The sequence below is a fragment of the Cohnella phaseoli genome (assembly GCF_003386235.1).
Taxonomy (GTDB): Bacteria; Bacillota; Bacilli; order Paenibacillales; family Paenibacillaceae; genus Cohnella; species Cohnella phaseoli.
On the sequence record NZ_QRDZ01000001.1, the window covers coordinates 380,806 to 394,817 of the forward strand.

The window sequence follows — 14,012 nt, forward strand, 5'->3', positions numbered from 1 at the left end:
GCGCCAATTGTCTTTCGTTCATATTGAGTTCATAATGTCGTCATATGATCTTTTTTACATAGGTTGAGGTTAACATTTATTTCATCATGAACGGAGTTGATGACAAATGCTAAAGTTGTTTCGCTTCCTGCAGCCGTATCGCTGGCAGGTGGCGACCGTAATGCTGCTCATTCTCATTCAGTCGCTCAGCGAGCTGTATTTGCCGACGCTGATGGCGGACATCGTGAACGATGGCGTTGTCCAAGGGGACATCCCTTACATTTGGAAGATCGGCGGCTTGATGCTTGCGGTGACGGCAGCCGGAACGCTCGTCTCGATTGCGGCCAGCTATTTATCGTCGCGCATCGCGGCCGGCTTCGGCAAAGACGTGCGCAGCAAGACATTCCGCCAAGTCGAAAACTTCTCCTTGCTGGACTTCGACAAAATCGGAACGGCGTCGCTCATTACCCGTACGACGAACGATATTACGCAAGTGCAGACCGTGCTGATCATGATCATGCGGATGATGGTCGCTGCGCCGATGATGTGTATCGGCGGTTTGATTATGGCAATCTCGAAGGATGCGCATCTGTCGCTCGTATTCGTCGGCGCGATTCCGGTACTGGCTCTGACCATTTACTTAATCGCTAGCAAAGGCATTCCTTATTTTAAGGCGATGCAGAAAAAAGTAGACAAATTGAATCTGGTTCTGCGCGAAGGCTTGACCGGCATTCGGGTCATCCGCTCCTTCAACAGGTTCGATCACGAGACGAAGAGATTCGATGAAGCGAACCGGGATCTGACGCAAACCGCGATCAAGGTCAATCAGATTATGGCGTTTATGATGCCGATGATGATGCTGATTCTGAACTTCTCATCGCTGGCGATCATCTGGTTTGGCGGCATTCGGGTCAGCGAGGGGCATATGCAGGTCGGCGACCTGATGGCGTTCCTGCAATATGCGATGCAAATTATGTTTTCGCTGTTGATGGTATCGATGATGTTCGTAATGGTGCCGCGCGCTTCCGCGTCCGCCGTTCGGATTAATGAGGTGCTGAACCTGAAGCCGGCGGCAAGCGAAACGAAACGCAGCGGCGGAGCGGCCGGAAGTATGCCGGCGAAGCGGCAAGCGGCTACGGGACCAAGCGGCCGCCTCGAATTCGAGAACGTCTCGTTCCGTTATCCGGGAGCGGAAAATGCCGCTATCTCGGGGATCAGCTTTAATGCCTCTCCGGGAGAGGTGACGGCGATTATCGGCGGCACAGGCTCGGGCAAGTCGACGTTGATCAGCATGATTCCGCGTTTCTACGACGCCGAGGAAGGCGTTGTCCGCATTGACGGGACCGACGTACGCGAGCTGTCGGTCGAACGGCTTCGTTCGATGATTGGGCTTGTTCCTCAGAAGGCTCAGCTCTTTACCGGCACTGTGGAGGATAATATCCGCTATGGCAAAGACGACGCAACCGATGAAGAAATTCGCCGTGCGGCGGAAACGGCTCAAGCCGGGGACTTCATCTCGGAGCTTGCGAACGGCTATTCGGCGGAAGTGTCGCAGGGCGGCTCGAACCTGTCGGGCGGCCAGAAGCAGCGGCTGTCCATCGCGCGTGCGCTGGTGAGAAAGCCGTCGATCTACGTGTTCGACGATAGCTTCTCCGCGCTGGACTTCAAGACGGACGCAAAGCTGAGAGCCGCATTGAAAGGCGAGACGACGGACGCGACCGTGATTATTGTCGCACAGCGCGTCAGTACCGTTATGGACGCCGACCGGATCATCGTTCTGGATGAAGGTAAAATAGTCGGCAGCGGCACGCATCAAGAGCTGATGAAGAATAACGAAGTGTATCGAGAAATCGTGTCTTCGCAGCTGTCCGAGGAGGAGATTGCATGAGCGAGCAACGAGGAAGCGGCAAAATGCCCGGCCGCGGCGGCGGGCCCGGAATGGGCGGTCCCGGCGGTATGGGCGGTATGGGCATGCCCGTTCAGAAAGCAAAAAACTTCAAAGGCACGCTTCGTCGATTGGTCGGCTATTTGCGGCCTCAACGCTTTAAGCTGCTGGCCGTCTTTTTTACAGCGATTCTAAGCACGGCTTTCGCCATCTATAGTCCGAAGGTGCTCGGAGAAGCGACAACCAAGCTGTTCGAGGGTATGATGGGTAAAATCAACGGAGACCCGAACGCGCACTTCGATCTGGCCGGCATCTGGCAGATTGTGCTCTTCTTGGCGTCTCTGTACATCATAAGTTCGCTTTTCAGCTATATTCAGCAGTTTCTGATGGCCGGCGTCGCGCAGAAAACCGTATACGGGCTGCGCAACGAAGTGAACGCCAAGCTGGGCCGGCTGCCGCTAAAATATTTCGACGGGCGGACGAACGGAGAGATTCTCAGTCGCGCGGTTAACGACGTAGACAACATCAGCAATACGCTGCAGCAGAGTTTGACCCAGCTAATTACATCCGTGATTACGATCGTCGGCGTCATTATTATGATGCTGACGATCAGTCCGTGGCTCACCTTGATTTTGCTGCTGACTTTGCCGCTGTCCATGATCGTCATTCGAGGTGCGGCCAGCAAATCGCAAAAGTACTTCAAGACCCAACAGATGGAGCTTGGACAGCTGAACGGTCACGTCGAAGAAATGTATTCCGGCCATAAAATTGTGAAAGCTTACGGACGCGAAGAGCAATCGGTCGCCAAGTTCGATAGCATCAACGAGCGGCTGTACGAATCCGGCTGGAAGGCGCAGTTTGTATCCGGGAACATTATGCCGCTCATGAGCATGGTCAGCAACATCGGCTACGTGTTCATCAGTGTCGTTGGCGGCATTATGGTGACAAAGGGTTCGATTACGATCGGGAACATCCAGGCGTTCATTCAATATGCGCGCCAATTCTCGATGCCGCTGGTGCAGACGGCAAACATCGCCAACGTGATCCAGTCGACGATCGCTTCGGCGGAACGGGTATTCGAGCTGTTGGACGAGGAGGAAGAAATTCCGGAAGTTGCGGACAACGCTGCGGTCACGCTCATTGAACCGCGCGGAGACGTGGCGATGCACGGCGTCAGCTTCGGCTACAAGGAAGACGCGCTGCTCATCGAGAACATGGATATCGACGTTAAGAGCGGTCAGATGGTCGCGATCGTCGGGCCGACCGGTGCGGGCAAAACAACGCTCGTTAATCTGCTTATGCGCTTCTACGAGTTAAACGCCGGACATATTACAATCGATGGCCAGGACATCACTCGGATGAAACGAGGCCATCTGCGCAATCTATACGGCATGGTGCTTCAGGATACCTGGCTGTTCAACGGGACGATTCGCGACAATATCGCGTATGGTCGGATCGGAGCGACAGAGGACGAAATCGTCGAAGCGGCGAAAGCGGCTCATGCCGATCATTTTATCCGAACGCTGCCGGAAGGCTATGAAACGGTGCTCAATGAAGAAGCGTCCAACTTGTCGCAAGGACAGAAACAGCTGCTGACCATCGCGCGGGCGATACTCGCCGACCCTTCGATCCTCATTCTAGACGAGGCGACGAGCAGCGTCGATACACGGACGGAAATCCACATTCAAAGGGCGATGCACGAGCTGATGAAGGACAGAACAAGCTTCGTCATCGCGCACCGGCTGTCCACGATTCGGGACGCGGATTTGATCCTCGTCATGAATCACGGCAGCATTATCGAAAAAGGAACGCATACCGAGCTGCTGGCTCAAGGAGGCTTTTACGCCGACTTGTATTACAGTCAGTTTACCGGCGGCGTCGCAAAGGCGAGCGCGGGGTAAGCCCTCACGATTCCTTTGTCGGTATCCCGTCGGTTCAGGCGAATGGATGAGCGGAGAGAATGTGCGACTTCCGCATCTTTTGTCGGTATCCCGTCGGCTCAGAAGTATGGTATGATTTTGGATAGGTTGTCGGTTAGTTGGAGATTTGAGGGGAGCAGTGAGATAGCATATGGCAAGTTTTGATGAAGTGGTGCGCGGCAGACGCAGTATCGGTAAAGTGAAGGACGAGCCCGTACCGCGGGAACTGGTGGAGAAGCTGATCGAGGCGGCTGTCTGGGCGCCTAATCATTTTAGGACCGAGCCTTGGCGGTTTATTGTCATGACAGGAGAAGGCAGACGCATACTCGGCGAAGCGTACGTAGCCATAGCCTCGCAAGGCTGGACGGAGCTGACGGAAGAGGAACGCGTCAAGAAATACGATGCGGAGATCGCGAAGGCGCTTCGTTCTCCGGTTGTCATTGCCGCCGTTTGTTCGCCTTCCGATGACGCGCGTGCGGTGCCGCAGGAAGAATTGGCCGCGGCGCATGCAGCGGTGCAAAACCTGCTGCTGGCCGCTCACGACAACGGGCTCGGCGCAGTATGGCGCACAGGAGCTCCGACCTATCATCCGAAGATGAAGCAGGCGTTTCAACTCGGTGAACGTGAAGAACTGGTCGGCTTCATTTACGTCGGTTATCCCGATATGCCGCAGCCGGCAGCTACGCGGACGCCCGGCACAGAGAAGACGACCTGGCTGGAAGGCTAGGGCGTGTCTTCAGACCCGCTCAGGGGCAACTATCATCCCCTGCTGCGTCACTTTTGCTTGACGTTCCTCCTGTACGTCAAGCAAAAGTTCCTGCATGGAACGAAAATTCGGCAATGTCTGCTGTCCTCGGAGTATGCAGACACGCCCTAAGCGAACATCAACAAAGGATCGGTGATCAACATGGATTTCGATGCGGTCATGCAGCAGTTGGAAGCTCTCGGCAAGGAGCGGACGAAGAAGATTTACATGTCTAACGGCGCTCGCGAGCCGCTGTTCGGAGTTGCCACGGGCGAGATGAAGCCGATGTCCAAAATCATCAAGATAAATCAACCGTTGGCCGAGCAGCTCTATGCTACCGGTAATTACGACGCGATGTATTTTGCGGGTGTGATCGCCGATCCGAAAGCGATGACAGAGGCGGATTTCGATCGTTGGATGGAAACCGCGTATTTTTATATGATATCGGACTTTATCGTGGCAGTGACGCTTGCGGAAACCGACATTGCGCAACAGGTGTCGGACAAATGGATCTCTAGCGGGGACGAGTTGAAAATGTCGGCGGGCTGGAGCTGCTACTGCTGGCTGCTGGGCAATCGTCCGGATCATGAATTTTCCGAGGACAAGCTGAGAGGGATGCTGGAACACGCGAAAAGCGCAATCCACGATAGTCCCGAACGGACCAAATACTCGATGAGCAACTTTATTTATACGGTCGGCGTATCCTTCCTGCCGCTTCACGATCAAGCGCTGGAGACTGCCAAGGCGGTCGGCCAGGTCGAGGTCAAGAAGAAATTCCTGAACGCTTTGGGGAACATCGAAAAGGCGGCGGCCAAAGGACAGATTGGGTTTAAGCGTAAGCATGTTAGGTGCTGAACAGGCCTTGCGAGTAACCGGATGGTTGCTTAAGAAGGCGACAATAGGAGATTAAGCTATAAAATGGCGGCGGTACAGGGAGGGCAACCCCGTGCACCGTCTTTTTTTTCTATAAGAATGGTCAAGCTATTTAATAATTTCTTAAGATATACCCCTCCGTAATTTTAAAAAGTCCCCTTTATTCTTGAGGAAGATTAAAGGAGGATGCGCAGCATGAAGAAACTGTTGTTCGGAATCGCGATTTTGCTGCTGCTCGGATACGGGTGGAATGCGTTGAAGTCTGCAGGGTCGGAGGAAAATAAGGTCGTTGTGCGGGAAGGTACGGCAGCGGCTTGGGAAGGTGCGGAGTCCGAAAAGCCGGGAGCGGGACGGCAGATGATGTTGGAAATCGATTCCGGTGAGATCTACAAGGGAGATTTGCTGCTCATCAATTCTCGCCACCCCGTGCCGAAGGGAGCGAAGCTGCCCGACGTGGTCAATTTGTTCGAGCGGCCGGAGCTGGCGGAGGGGATCGGCATTTTGGACGACAGCGTCGAGCTGCCGCCGGAGCTGCTGAGTCGGTTCGTGGAGATGATCAAGGCGGCCGAGACCGACGGCGTCGATCGTTTTCTGATTACTAGCGGATACAGAAGCGTGGAGAAACAAGCCGAGCTATATGATAAAATGGGAGCGGACTATGCCAACCCGCCGGGCCATAGCGAACATAACCTCGGGCTAGCGCTTGACGTCGGGTCTGCGCTCGGATTAATGAAGGAGGCTCCGGAAGGCAAGTGGCTGGAACGTAACGCTTGGAAGTACGGCTTTGTGCTGCGCTATCCGGAGAACAAGACGGAGATTACGGGCGTTAAGCATGAGCCTTGGCATTTTCGCTACGTCGGACTGCCTCACAGCGCGATTATGCAGAAGATGGACTTTGTGCTGGAAGAGTACGTAGATTACTTAAAGGAACAAGGGCAGATTCAGGCCAAAGTGGACGGTACAGCGTACGTTGTGTCCTACTATGCCGTGAAGGGCAAGCGCTCGCTTTCGATTCCGATCGCAGGCAGCTACTTTCTGTCAGGAAACAATATGGACGGAGTGATCGTCACGACCTGGGGCTCGGATGCATCGGGCGCGAAGGAGGTCGTTCCTTTATGAAGCGATCAATAACCAAGCGACCGCTTATCAACGGACAAACCGTCCTGCTGTGCGCAGTGCTTGCTGTCTACTTATATGTTTTGGTGAAGATCATTCTGTTCAAGGGCCATTTCGCAGAGCCGGCCTATCTGATGCGACAGCTGCAGATCAGCGTTCAAGATCCGGCGCTTATTCTAACGAGAATGAAGCAAGGAAATCTGATTCCTTTGCATGAAATTACGAGCGCGCTGAAAGCGGCCACGAGTCACAGTCAGGTGAATGTATACGGCAATATTGCTATTTTTGTGCCGTTTGGCCTACTGCTTGGGTGGCTTGGGGCACATAAAGGAAAGGGAGCAATCGTCGTTGTGGCGCTGGCTTTTGCGCTCAGCTTGTCGCTGGAAACAGCCCAGGCGCTCTTCTCCATCGGGAGATTCGACGTAGACGATCTCATTTTGAACACGACCGGAGGATTTGCCGGATATCTCTTGTCCGCTCTGTTCTTCAAGTTCGGGAGGGAAAAGATCAGTGGAACGGATTACGATACTGATAGCGGACGACGAAGCGGAAATCGCCGACCTCGTCGAACTGCACCTGATCAAACAGGGCTATCATTGCATCAAGGCGAAGGACGGGCAGGAGGCGTTGGACGCGATTCTGAAGCATCCGATTCAGCTAGCCATTCTCGATATTATGATGCCGAAGCTCGACGGCTACGAGGTGACCCGACAAATCCGGGACAAACACCATATGCCAATCATCTTTTTGAGTGCGAAGAGCTCCGACCTCGATAAAATTACCGGCCTCGTTCAAGGAGCCGACGACTATATGACCAAGCCGTTTAATCCGATGGAATTGGTCGCGCGAGTGAACGCCCAACTGAGGCGTTCGTTGCAGTTCAACCGTCCGGTCGAGGCGGACAAGCCGGCGGTCGTCGAGGTCGGAGGCGTCGTGATTCATCCGGAGGAGCGGACGGTTATCGTCGACGGTTTGCCCGTGAACCTGACTCCTAAGGAGTTCGATATTTTGCATCTGCTCGCCTCGCATCCGAAGAAGGTATTCAGCACGGAAAATATTTTCCAGCAAATATGGGGCGAAGCGTACTACACGGGCAACAATACGGTGATGGTGCATATTCGTACGCTGCGCAAGAAGCTTGGCGAAGATTGGAACAAAAACAAACGGATCAAAACCGTATGGGGAGTAGGGTATTCCTTCGATGGCTAAACCAACCCGCAGCTTCAGGTTTAATATGGTCGCCTTGTTTGGACTTAGCATGCTGCTTGCCGCTGCGGTCACGTTCGGTATCTATAAAGCTGCCCAGATGTATTACTATACGACCAAGCTGGAAGACCCGTCGACGCAGGTTCGCATTTTAATTAGACAGATCGGCGACATCAACTTTTTTCTCATTTTCTTCGTCCCGCTTGCCATCTGGTTTTTCTTCCTGCTCACCAAGCGGTATGCTCGATATTTTCGCGATATTTCCGACGGGATTAATCAACTTGCCTCCGGTAATTTCGACGCGCGGCTGGAAATTCCATCCAATGACGAATTCGGCGATATTGCCCGGGATATCAATCTGGCCGGGGAGAAGCTGCGTCAGGCGCTGGAAAGAGGCGATTTTGCCGAGAACAGCAAGGAGCAGTTGGTGTTAAATCTGGCGCACGATCTGCGCACGCCGTTGACTTCGGTTATCGGCTATTTGGATTTTATACTGAAGAACGATCAGTTGCCTTCGGAGCAGGTCAAGCATTATACGACGATAGCCTATACGAAGTCGCAGCGTCTGGAACGGCTGATCGACGAATTGTTCGAAGTGACCCGCATGAATTACGGCAAGCTGAAAATCGATCGCAATCCGATCGATCTGAGCGAACTGCTGCTTCAACTGAACGAAGAATTGTATCCGATGCTGGAAAACCATCATCTGACCTCGCGACTGCATGTCACTCCGGCGGTGACGGTGAGGGGCGATGGCGAACTGCTGGCCCGCGTGTTTGAGAACTTGCTGAGCAACGCGGCGCGTTACGGCAGAGAAGGGGAGTACATCGATATTCACTGTTTGCCCGAAGGAGGCGATGCGGTCATTCGAATCGTCAATTACGGCGATAGTATCTCTCCCGTGGACCTGCCGCATATCTTCGATATGTTCTATACAAGCGACAAAGCCCGCACCTACCATGAAGGCAGTACGGGACTCGGTCTATTTATCGCTAAAAATATTGTAGAACAGCATCAGGGCGTCATCTCGGCGGAAAGCAGCGTAGTCCGCACGATTTTCGAGGTTCGTTTGCCTCGAGAAGTGCCTCCTGAGCATACGGGATAGGGATAAGACGGGCGACGGCTGATTTAAGCCGTAGACTGGAAGCTTTACATCGTAGAATTGAGGTGGTTATATGCCAACGAGCATGGCCAAGAGACTTCGACGCATTCAGGAAAATAACGATTTCTCGGGAACGATTTTGGTTAAAGAAGAATCGAATTCTTTGGCGGAGCTGAGCTTCGGATATGCGAATCGATCCGAGCAAATAGAGAATCAAACAGGGACACGATTTGGAATTGCTTCAGGATGCAAGGTTTTCATTGCGGTCGCCATTTGTCAGCTTGTAGACAGCGGGAGGCTTTCCTTCGATTCCAGGCTCAAAGACTGCGTTGATTTTGACTTTCCGAATTTCGATCAAGAAATAACCGTCCATCATCTTCTAACGCACACTTCAGGAATACCGGACTACTTTGATGAAGAGATAATGAATGACTACGAAGAACTGTGGCGCTCGAAGCCGATGTACCATATTAGAAAACTCAAAGATTTTTTACCGCTGTTTCAGGACAGACCCATGAAATCTGGAAGTGGGACGCGATTTAGCTATAACAATGCAGGCTATATTTTGTTGGGCTTGATCGTTGAGGCAGCGAGCGGTCAAAGCTTTTCCGAGTTTGTTCAGAATCATATTTTCAACAAGGTTGGGATGAGCGGGTCGGGTTATTTCGAGTTTGACCGACTTCCAGCGCAGACAGCGCAAGGATATATTGACTTCCAGGACGGTACGTGGAAAACAAATATTTACTCTTTGCCTGCCAAGGGCGGTTCCGACGGCGGAGCATTTGTAACTGTCCATGACATGGTCAAGTTCTGGGAAGCGCTTATGACATATGAGTTATTAAGCCCTTCAACCACAGAGAGAATGATTGCCGCTCATGCAAAGGTGGATAACGGTGACAATTATTACGGATATGGTGTCTGGATCGCGAAAAATAAAAATGACGAAATCGTAAAGTATCACGTGATGGGCTACGATCCTGGCGTAAACTTCCACTCTTCCTATTATCCGCGTAAATCGATTAAAGCCGTTGTATGTTCAAACCGGTCGTCTGGTGCGTATGACATGATGAAGTGTATAGAAGAAGAGTTTTTATAGGTCGCCGAAAGGGGAGGGGGGGCAGACGTATCGGAAAAGTCCTTCCCAGGTACCTATTAGCATGGCACCCGCTCGGACGCATCAGATAAGTCCTTCCCAGGTACCTATTAGCGTGGGATCCGCTCGGACGTATCGGATAAGTCCTTCCCAGGTACCTATTAGCGTGGCATCCGCTCGGACGTATCAGATAAGTCCTTCCCAGGTACCTATTAGCGTGGCATCCGCTCGGACGTATCAGATAAGTCCTTCCCAGGTACCTATTAGCGTGGCACCCGCTCCGACGTATCGGATAAGTCCTTCCCAGGTACCTATTAGCGTGGCATCCGCTCGGACGTATCGGATAAGTCCTTCCCAGGTACCTATTAGCGTGGCACCCGCTCGGACGTATCAGATAAGTCCTTCCCAGGTACCTATTAGCGTGGCACCCGCTCCGACGTATCGGATAAGTCCTTCCCAGGTACCTATTATCGTGGCATCCGCTCAGACGTATCCGATAAGTACTTCCCAGGTACCTATTATCGTGGCATCCGCTCAGACGTATCCGATAAGTACTTCCCAGATACCTATTCACGCTGCATCTACTCAGACGGACCGTTAGGATACAATGGAGACAATTCAATGCCAACTTTATCGGCGATCAGAGTATAAAACTCTGGAAATCGTCGATCCGCGGGGCTGGGAATTTCTTCGAATGCCCGTATAAATAACCCCGCTGCCCCAATGGAAGTAAGGATGTCGCCGACAGTCCAGCTTCGCACCAACACCTTCCCCAAATCAGAGCGCTCCTCTTCAGGCAGCAATTTAGCAAAAGCGACTTCTCCTTCTCTGATCTCATCGTCAAAGTAATTCCCGGTTGGTTGTTTTAAGTTATTCGTGTTTAGCCAAGCACGGGCGAAAGGATGAAAGTCAGTCAGGATAAGCCGGCCGTTGTCCCGTAATCTGCGACGAACTACGGAAAAGATCGAGTTAAGCTCCGCAAAATAATGCAAAATTCCGAATTCCATCAACACGATATCGTATTTGCCCAAGCTCTCTTCGTCCGGGATGGACAAGACGTCCGAGCAAATATAGTGGAGTTCAACACCGGCGGCAGCGGCTGTCTGGGTGGCATATAGTCGGTTTTCTACGGAGATGTCGACTACGGTAACCTCGGCGCCAAGCAATGCGAGAGAAATGGCCTTTCGCCCGTGCGAGCCCAGCAGGTTAATCACTCTTTTGCCTTTCGGATCGCCGATGTACTTTAGCCAATATCGAAGATGATGCCGGTGTTCCCGCTTCAGCTCGATCGCGAGTTCATCGGGCGTTCCATACTGTTGAACCCAAGCCCGATAAGCCTTTGTTTCCCATGCGGCTTTGTTCGCAATCGCCAATTTATCTTGCATTCATATTCCTCCCCCGATTCGTTTTTCGTCCTTGGACGGTACATATTACCATTTGCGAATCGAGTTGTCCACGATGCGCTTCCTACTTGTTAGCTAAATGAGACGAGCCGCTAGCGGTGTTCCTTGCTTGGCTTTCTTTCCTATTTTCTACAAGCGCACGATAAAGTGGCGGAGAGCAGCCTATTCCTTTCGACTAAAAACAAAAAGAAAATGAAAACGAAACAATAAAGAAACAAATTGACAAGTAAATCGGAATAAAATAGAATGAAATCACAACATCGAAGAAATTTGAACAACTGGAAAGCGAGGTGGAATTATTGAATTCCGTTAAAATGTCTTTATCTCAATTGCTAGGAAATCAATACATGACTGCCGTAATCTCCGCGGCGACATCGCTGTTAGAGCTGGACAACGAAGAAGCCGAACGTCTTGCAGCAGATGAAATCGAGTTTTTGCCGGAGGCATACGTAAGCAAAATGAACGGTTTGCTGGAAAACGTAGGCAAGCCATTTGTTCCGGAGATGAAGAAGGCGCTTGCCGGAGCTCCGACGGATGCTTTCAAAAACGCAAGCAATACGAAAGCCAGTCCGATCGGCGGATTCGGTTTCTTCCGATTAGGCGAAGACGGCAGGCTTTACTTGGCGGCGAAGAGCGAGCACTATCATACGCCGCTCGGACATAATTTCCCCGGCTATACGCTGATTGATCGCGCAAGAGCTCTCGGAATAACGAATGCATCCCACAACAATACGCGCGGCTATATTACCCGCTTGCTTGAGAGAGAGCTCATCAGGTTAATCAACGGGCTAAGTCTGGCGGATACGGACAGTCTGGACTCCATATTGGCCTCGCGCGAGGCGCAAGTGCTGAATCGCGTCATCAACCTGGAGACCGGGTCATTGGCCTGCGAGGCCGGCATCAAAATGATGCTCGCGCGGTTTTATCAGCTTGACGGGACGTTTCCGCAATCGAAGTACGCAGATCGGACACCGGTATTTTTCGTCATGGGGGATCATGACGGCGGCGCGAAAGCGAACTATCACGGAACGACGATTTTTGCTCAATTGATGCGCGACATGTGGCCCGGTATTTACGAAAAGATGGAAGCAGCGGGGATCTTGAAGGTTTGCCCGGTGAAAATTAATGATTGGGAAGATTTCCGGGAGAAATTCGAACACTACAATAAGCCGCCGTTCAAGGTTGCCGGATTTATGCACGAGATTATATTGATGAATTACGGGGGCATCAAGCTCGATCGAGACTACTTGCACAAGGCATACGCATTGTGCCATAACAACGATGTCCCGATCATGTGCGACGAAATTCAATCCTGCATGTGGTATCCTACGATCTATTTGTTCCGCGAGTATGGACTGAATCCGGATTTCGTCGTGATCGGGAAGGGCTTCCCGGGCGGCCAATATCCGGCTTCCCGCATCATTACGACCGCCGAGATGGACAACTTGAACCAGTTCGGGGCATTGGTTACGAACGGTCAGGAAGAGCTGGCGGCATTGGCTTATTTGATTACGATGAAGTTTACCGAAGAGAACGAATCCTTTATTCGTGCCATGGGCGAATATTACGAAGATAATCTTCGAGAGCTGGCGTCTCGTTATCCCGCTCTTATTGAAAGGACAGAAGGAATGGGCCATCTTACAACCCTATTCTTTTATGAGGCACAGACAGTCTCGCGATTTACGGGTATGCTTAATGATGCGTGCATCGACGTGAGCGCTCAAACGTACAAAGCCAGCTGTCCTCCCGCCGCGCTTACGAAGCCGCCGATCATTGCAACCAAAGAAATGATAGATTACGTGTTGAAGATCATGGGGGAAGCGCTGCAGACGATTGAAGCGCAAGAGTCGGGCTGATTGTCGGATCGCATTAGCGAATTTGGAGGGATGATGATGTACGAACCCGTCGGCGGAGATATAGACATCGAAGAGAGAAGAAAACGAATATTGGACTTGCTTCAGAGGGACGGCAAAGTCAAGGTGACGGATTTAAGCAAGCTGTTCGGCACTTCGGAAGTGACGATTCGCGGAGATCTGGACGGACTTGAAGGGCAAGGGCTGCTGCAGCGCGTTCATGGCGGCGCGATCAGCAACTACAAAAACTATTACAATATGACATTCCATGATCGAACGGAAACGAACGAAGAAGAGAAGAGAAGGATAGCGACTGAAGCGGCTTCGATGATCTCGGACGGAGACACGGTGATTATCGGTTCCGGGACGACTCCTCTCTATGTCATGAGGGAATTGAAAAATCATAAAAATCTGATTGTGATTACCAACTCCCTGCCCGTAGCCCATGAAGCCGGCTTCAATCGCAACTTGAACGTCGTGATTATGCTCGGAGGCACGATCAATTTGCAGTACGGTTTTGTTTCCGGGGACGATGCCATCAACCAGTTGAACAGATATAAGGCGGATAAGCTTATTCTCTCGTCGGACGGCGTAAGCTCCGAGTTCGGGGTAACGACCTATCATCACCTGGAAGCGGAACTGTATCGTAGAATGATCGCTCTTGCGGACCAAAGAATTCTCGTGGCCGACTATACGAAAATCGGGCGAGCCAATTTCGCTCGAATCGAAGATATCGATAAAATCGACTGTCTCGTCTCCAATCACAACGCGAACAAGGACGAGATCGCAGCAATTAAGGAAAAAGGCGTTGAAGTAAGAATAGTCTAACGGTGAAATC

General features: G+C 51.9%; 11 protein-coding genes and 1 pseudogene. 11 read left to right on the forward strand and 1 reads right to left on the reverse strand.

All coding sequences use genetic code 11. The features are described 5' to 3' along the window. Nucleotides 1–106: 106 nt before the first annotated feature. The 9 genes and pseudogenes from DFP98_RS01610 (at nucleotide 107) to DFP98_RS01650 (ending at nucleotide 9,921) form a co-directional block, all read left to right on the forward strand. Complete coding sequence (locus tag DFP98_RS01610) at nucleotides 107–1,867, forward strand: ABC transporter ATP-binding protein (protein WP_116058800.1); 1,761 nt, start codon at nucleotides 107–109, stop codon at nucleotides 1,865–1,867. Next, entirely contained in the window at nucleotides 1,864–3,765 is a 1,902-nt protein-coding gene (locus DFP98_RS01615; RefSeq protein WP_116058801.1) for an ABC transporter ATP-binding protein, read from the forward strand. Before DFP98_RS01610 ends, DFP98_RS01615 begins: the two co-directional genes overlap by 4 nt. 169 nt (nucleotides 3,766–3,934) lie before the next feature. Continuing rightward, a complete protein-coding gene (locus DFP98_RS01620) occupies nucleotides 3,935–4,510 on the forward strand; it encodes a nitroreductase family protein (protein ID WP_116058802.1) in 576 nt (191 codons plus the stop codon). A 180-nt stretch (nucleotides 4,511–4,690) separates the two neighbouring features. After that, the gene (locus DFP98_RS01625) at nucleotides 4,691–5,383 is read left to right on the forward strand and encodes a DNA alkylation repair protein (protein WP_116058803.1); all 693 of its coding nucleotides are present in this window, start codon (nucleotides 4,691–4,693) and stop codon (nucleotides 5,381–5,383) included. A gap of 213 nt (nucleotides 5,384–5,596) precedes the next feature. After that, nucleotides 5,597–6,520, forward strand: coding sequence for a M15 family metallopeptidase (locus DFP98_RS01630; protein WP_116058804.1), 924 nt, complete (start codon nucleotides 5,597–5,599; stop codon nucleotides 6,518–6,520). Beyond that, nucleotides 6,517–6,990 (forward strand): annotated as a pseudogene (locus tag DFP98_RS40165) (VanZ family protein); the annotation flags it as partial. The gene DFP98_RS01630 and the pseudogene DFP98_RS40165, both read left to right, overlap by 4 nt. 37 nt (nucleotides 6,991–7,027) lie before the next feature. Further along, nucleotides 7,028–7,726: a response regulator transcription factor gene (locus DFP98_RS01640; RefSeq protein WP_116058806.1), complete on the forward strand. Its 699-nt coding sequence runs from the start codon at nucleotides 7,028–7,030 to the stop codon at nucleotides 7,724–7,726. Further along, nucleotides 7,719–8,828: a sensor histidine kinase gene (locus DFP98_RS01645; protein ID WP_116058807.1), complete on the forward strand. Its 1,110-nt coding sequence runs from the start codon at nucleotides 7,719–7,721 to the stop codon at nucleotides 8,826–8,828. Before DFP98_RS01640 ends, DFP98_RS01645 begins: the two co-directional genes overlap by 8 nt. Nucleotides 8,829–8,898: 70 nt before the next feature. Next, nucleotides 8,899–9,921 (forward strand): serine hydrolase domain-containing protein, encoded by a 1,023-nt coding sequence (locus tag DFP98_RS01650; RefSeq protein ID WP_116058808.1) that lies wholly within the window; start codon nucleotides 8,899–8,901, stop codon nucleotides 9,919–9,921. A gap of 578 nt (nucleotides 9,922–10,499) precedes the next feature. On the opposite strand, the gene DFP98_RS01655 is transcribed toward DFP98_RS01650, so the two are convergent. After that, the gene (locus DFP98_RS01655) at nucleotides 10,500–11,303 is read right to left on the reverse strand and encodes a class I SAM-dependent methyltransferase (protein WP_116058809.1); all 804 of its coding nucleotides are present in this window, start codon (nucleotides 11,301–11,303) and stop codon (nucleotides 10,500–10,502) included. A gap of 365 nt (nucleotides 11,304–11,668) precedes the next feature. On the opposite strand from DFP98_RS01655, the gene DFP98_RS01660 reads away from it, so the two are divergent. Then, entirely contained in the window at nucleotides 11,669–13,177 is a 1,509-nt protein-coding gene (locus tag DFP98_RS01660) for an aminotransferase class III-fold pyridoxal phosphate-dependent enzyme (protein WP_246016367.1), read from the forward strand. Further along, the gene (locus DFP98_RS01665; protein WP_116058811.1) at nucleotides 13,178–14,002 is read left to right on the forward strand and encodes a DeoR/GlpR family DNA-binding transcription regulator; all 825 of its coding nucleotides are present in this window, start codon (nucleotides 13,178–13,180) and stop codon (nucleotides 14,000–14,002) included. Nucleotides 14,003–14,012 lie beyond the last annotated feature (10 nt).

Bases quoted from the DNA above. Each gene is read 5' to 3' on its own strand.
- DFP98_RS01660 (WP_246016367.1), top strand. From the start codon at position 11,669: ATGACTGCCGTAATCTCCGCGGCGACATCGCTGTTAGAGCTGGACAAC.
- DFP98_RS01620 (WP_116058802.1), top strand. From the start codon at position 3,935: ATGGCAAGTTTTGATGAAGTGGTGCGCGGCAGACGCAGTATCGGTAAA.
- DFP98_RS01645 (WP_116058807.1), top strand. From the start codon at position 7,719: ATGGCTAAACCAACCCGCAGCTTCAGGTTTAATATGGTCGCCTTGTTT.
- DFP98_RS01655 (WP_116058809.1), bottom strand. From the start codon at position 11,303: ATGCAAGATAAATTGGCGATTGCGAACAAAGCCGCATGGGAAACAAAG.
- DFP98_RS01615 (WP_116058801.1), top strand. From the start codon at position 1,864: ATGAGCGAGCAACGAGGAAGCGGCAAAATGCCCGGCCGCGGCGGCGGG.
- DFP98_RS01625 (WP_116058803.1), top strand. From the start codon at position 4,691: ATGGATTTCGATGCGGTCATGCAGCAGTTGGAAGCTCTCGGCAAGGAG.
- DFP98_RS01610 (WP_116058800.1), top strand. From the start codon at position 107: ATGCTAAAGTTGTTTCGCTTCCTGCAGCCGTATCGCTGGCAGGTGGCG.
- DFP98_RS01630 (WP_116058804.1), top strand. From the start codon at position 5,597: ATGAAGAAACTGTTGTTCGGAATCGCGATTTTGCTGCTGCTCGGATAC.
- DFP98_RS01650 (WP_116058808.1), top strand. From the start codon at position 8,899: ATGCCAACGAGCATGGCCAAGAGACTTCGACGCATTCAGGAAAATAAC.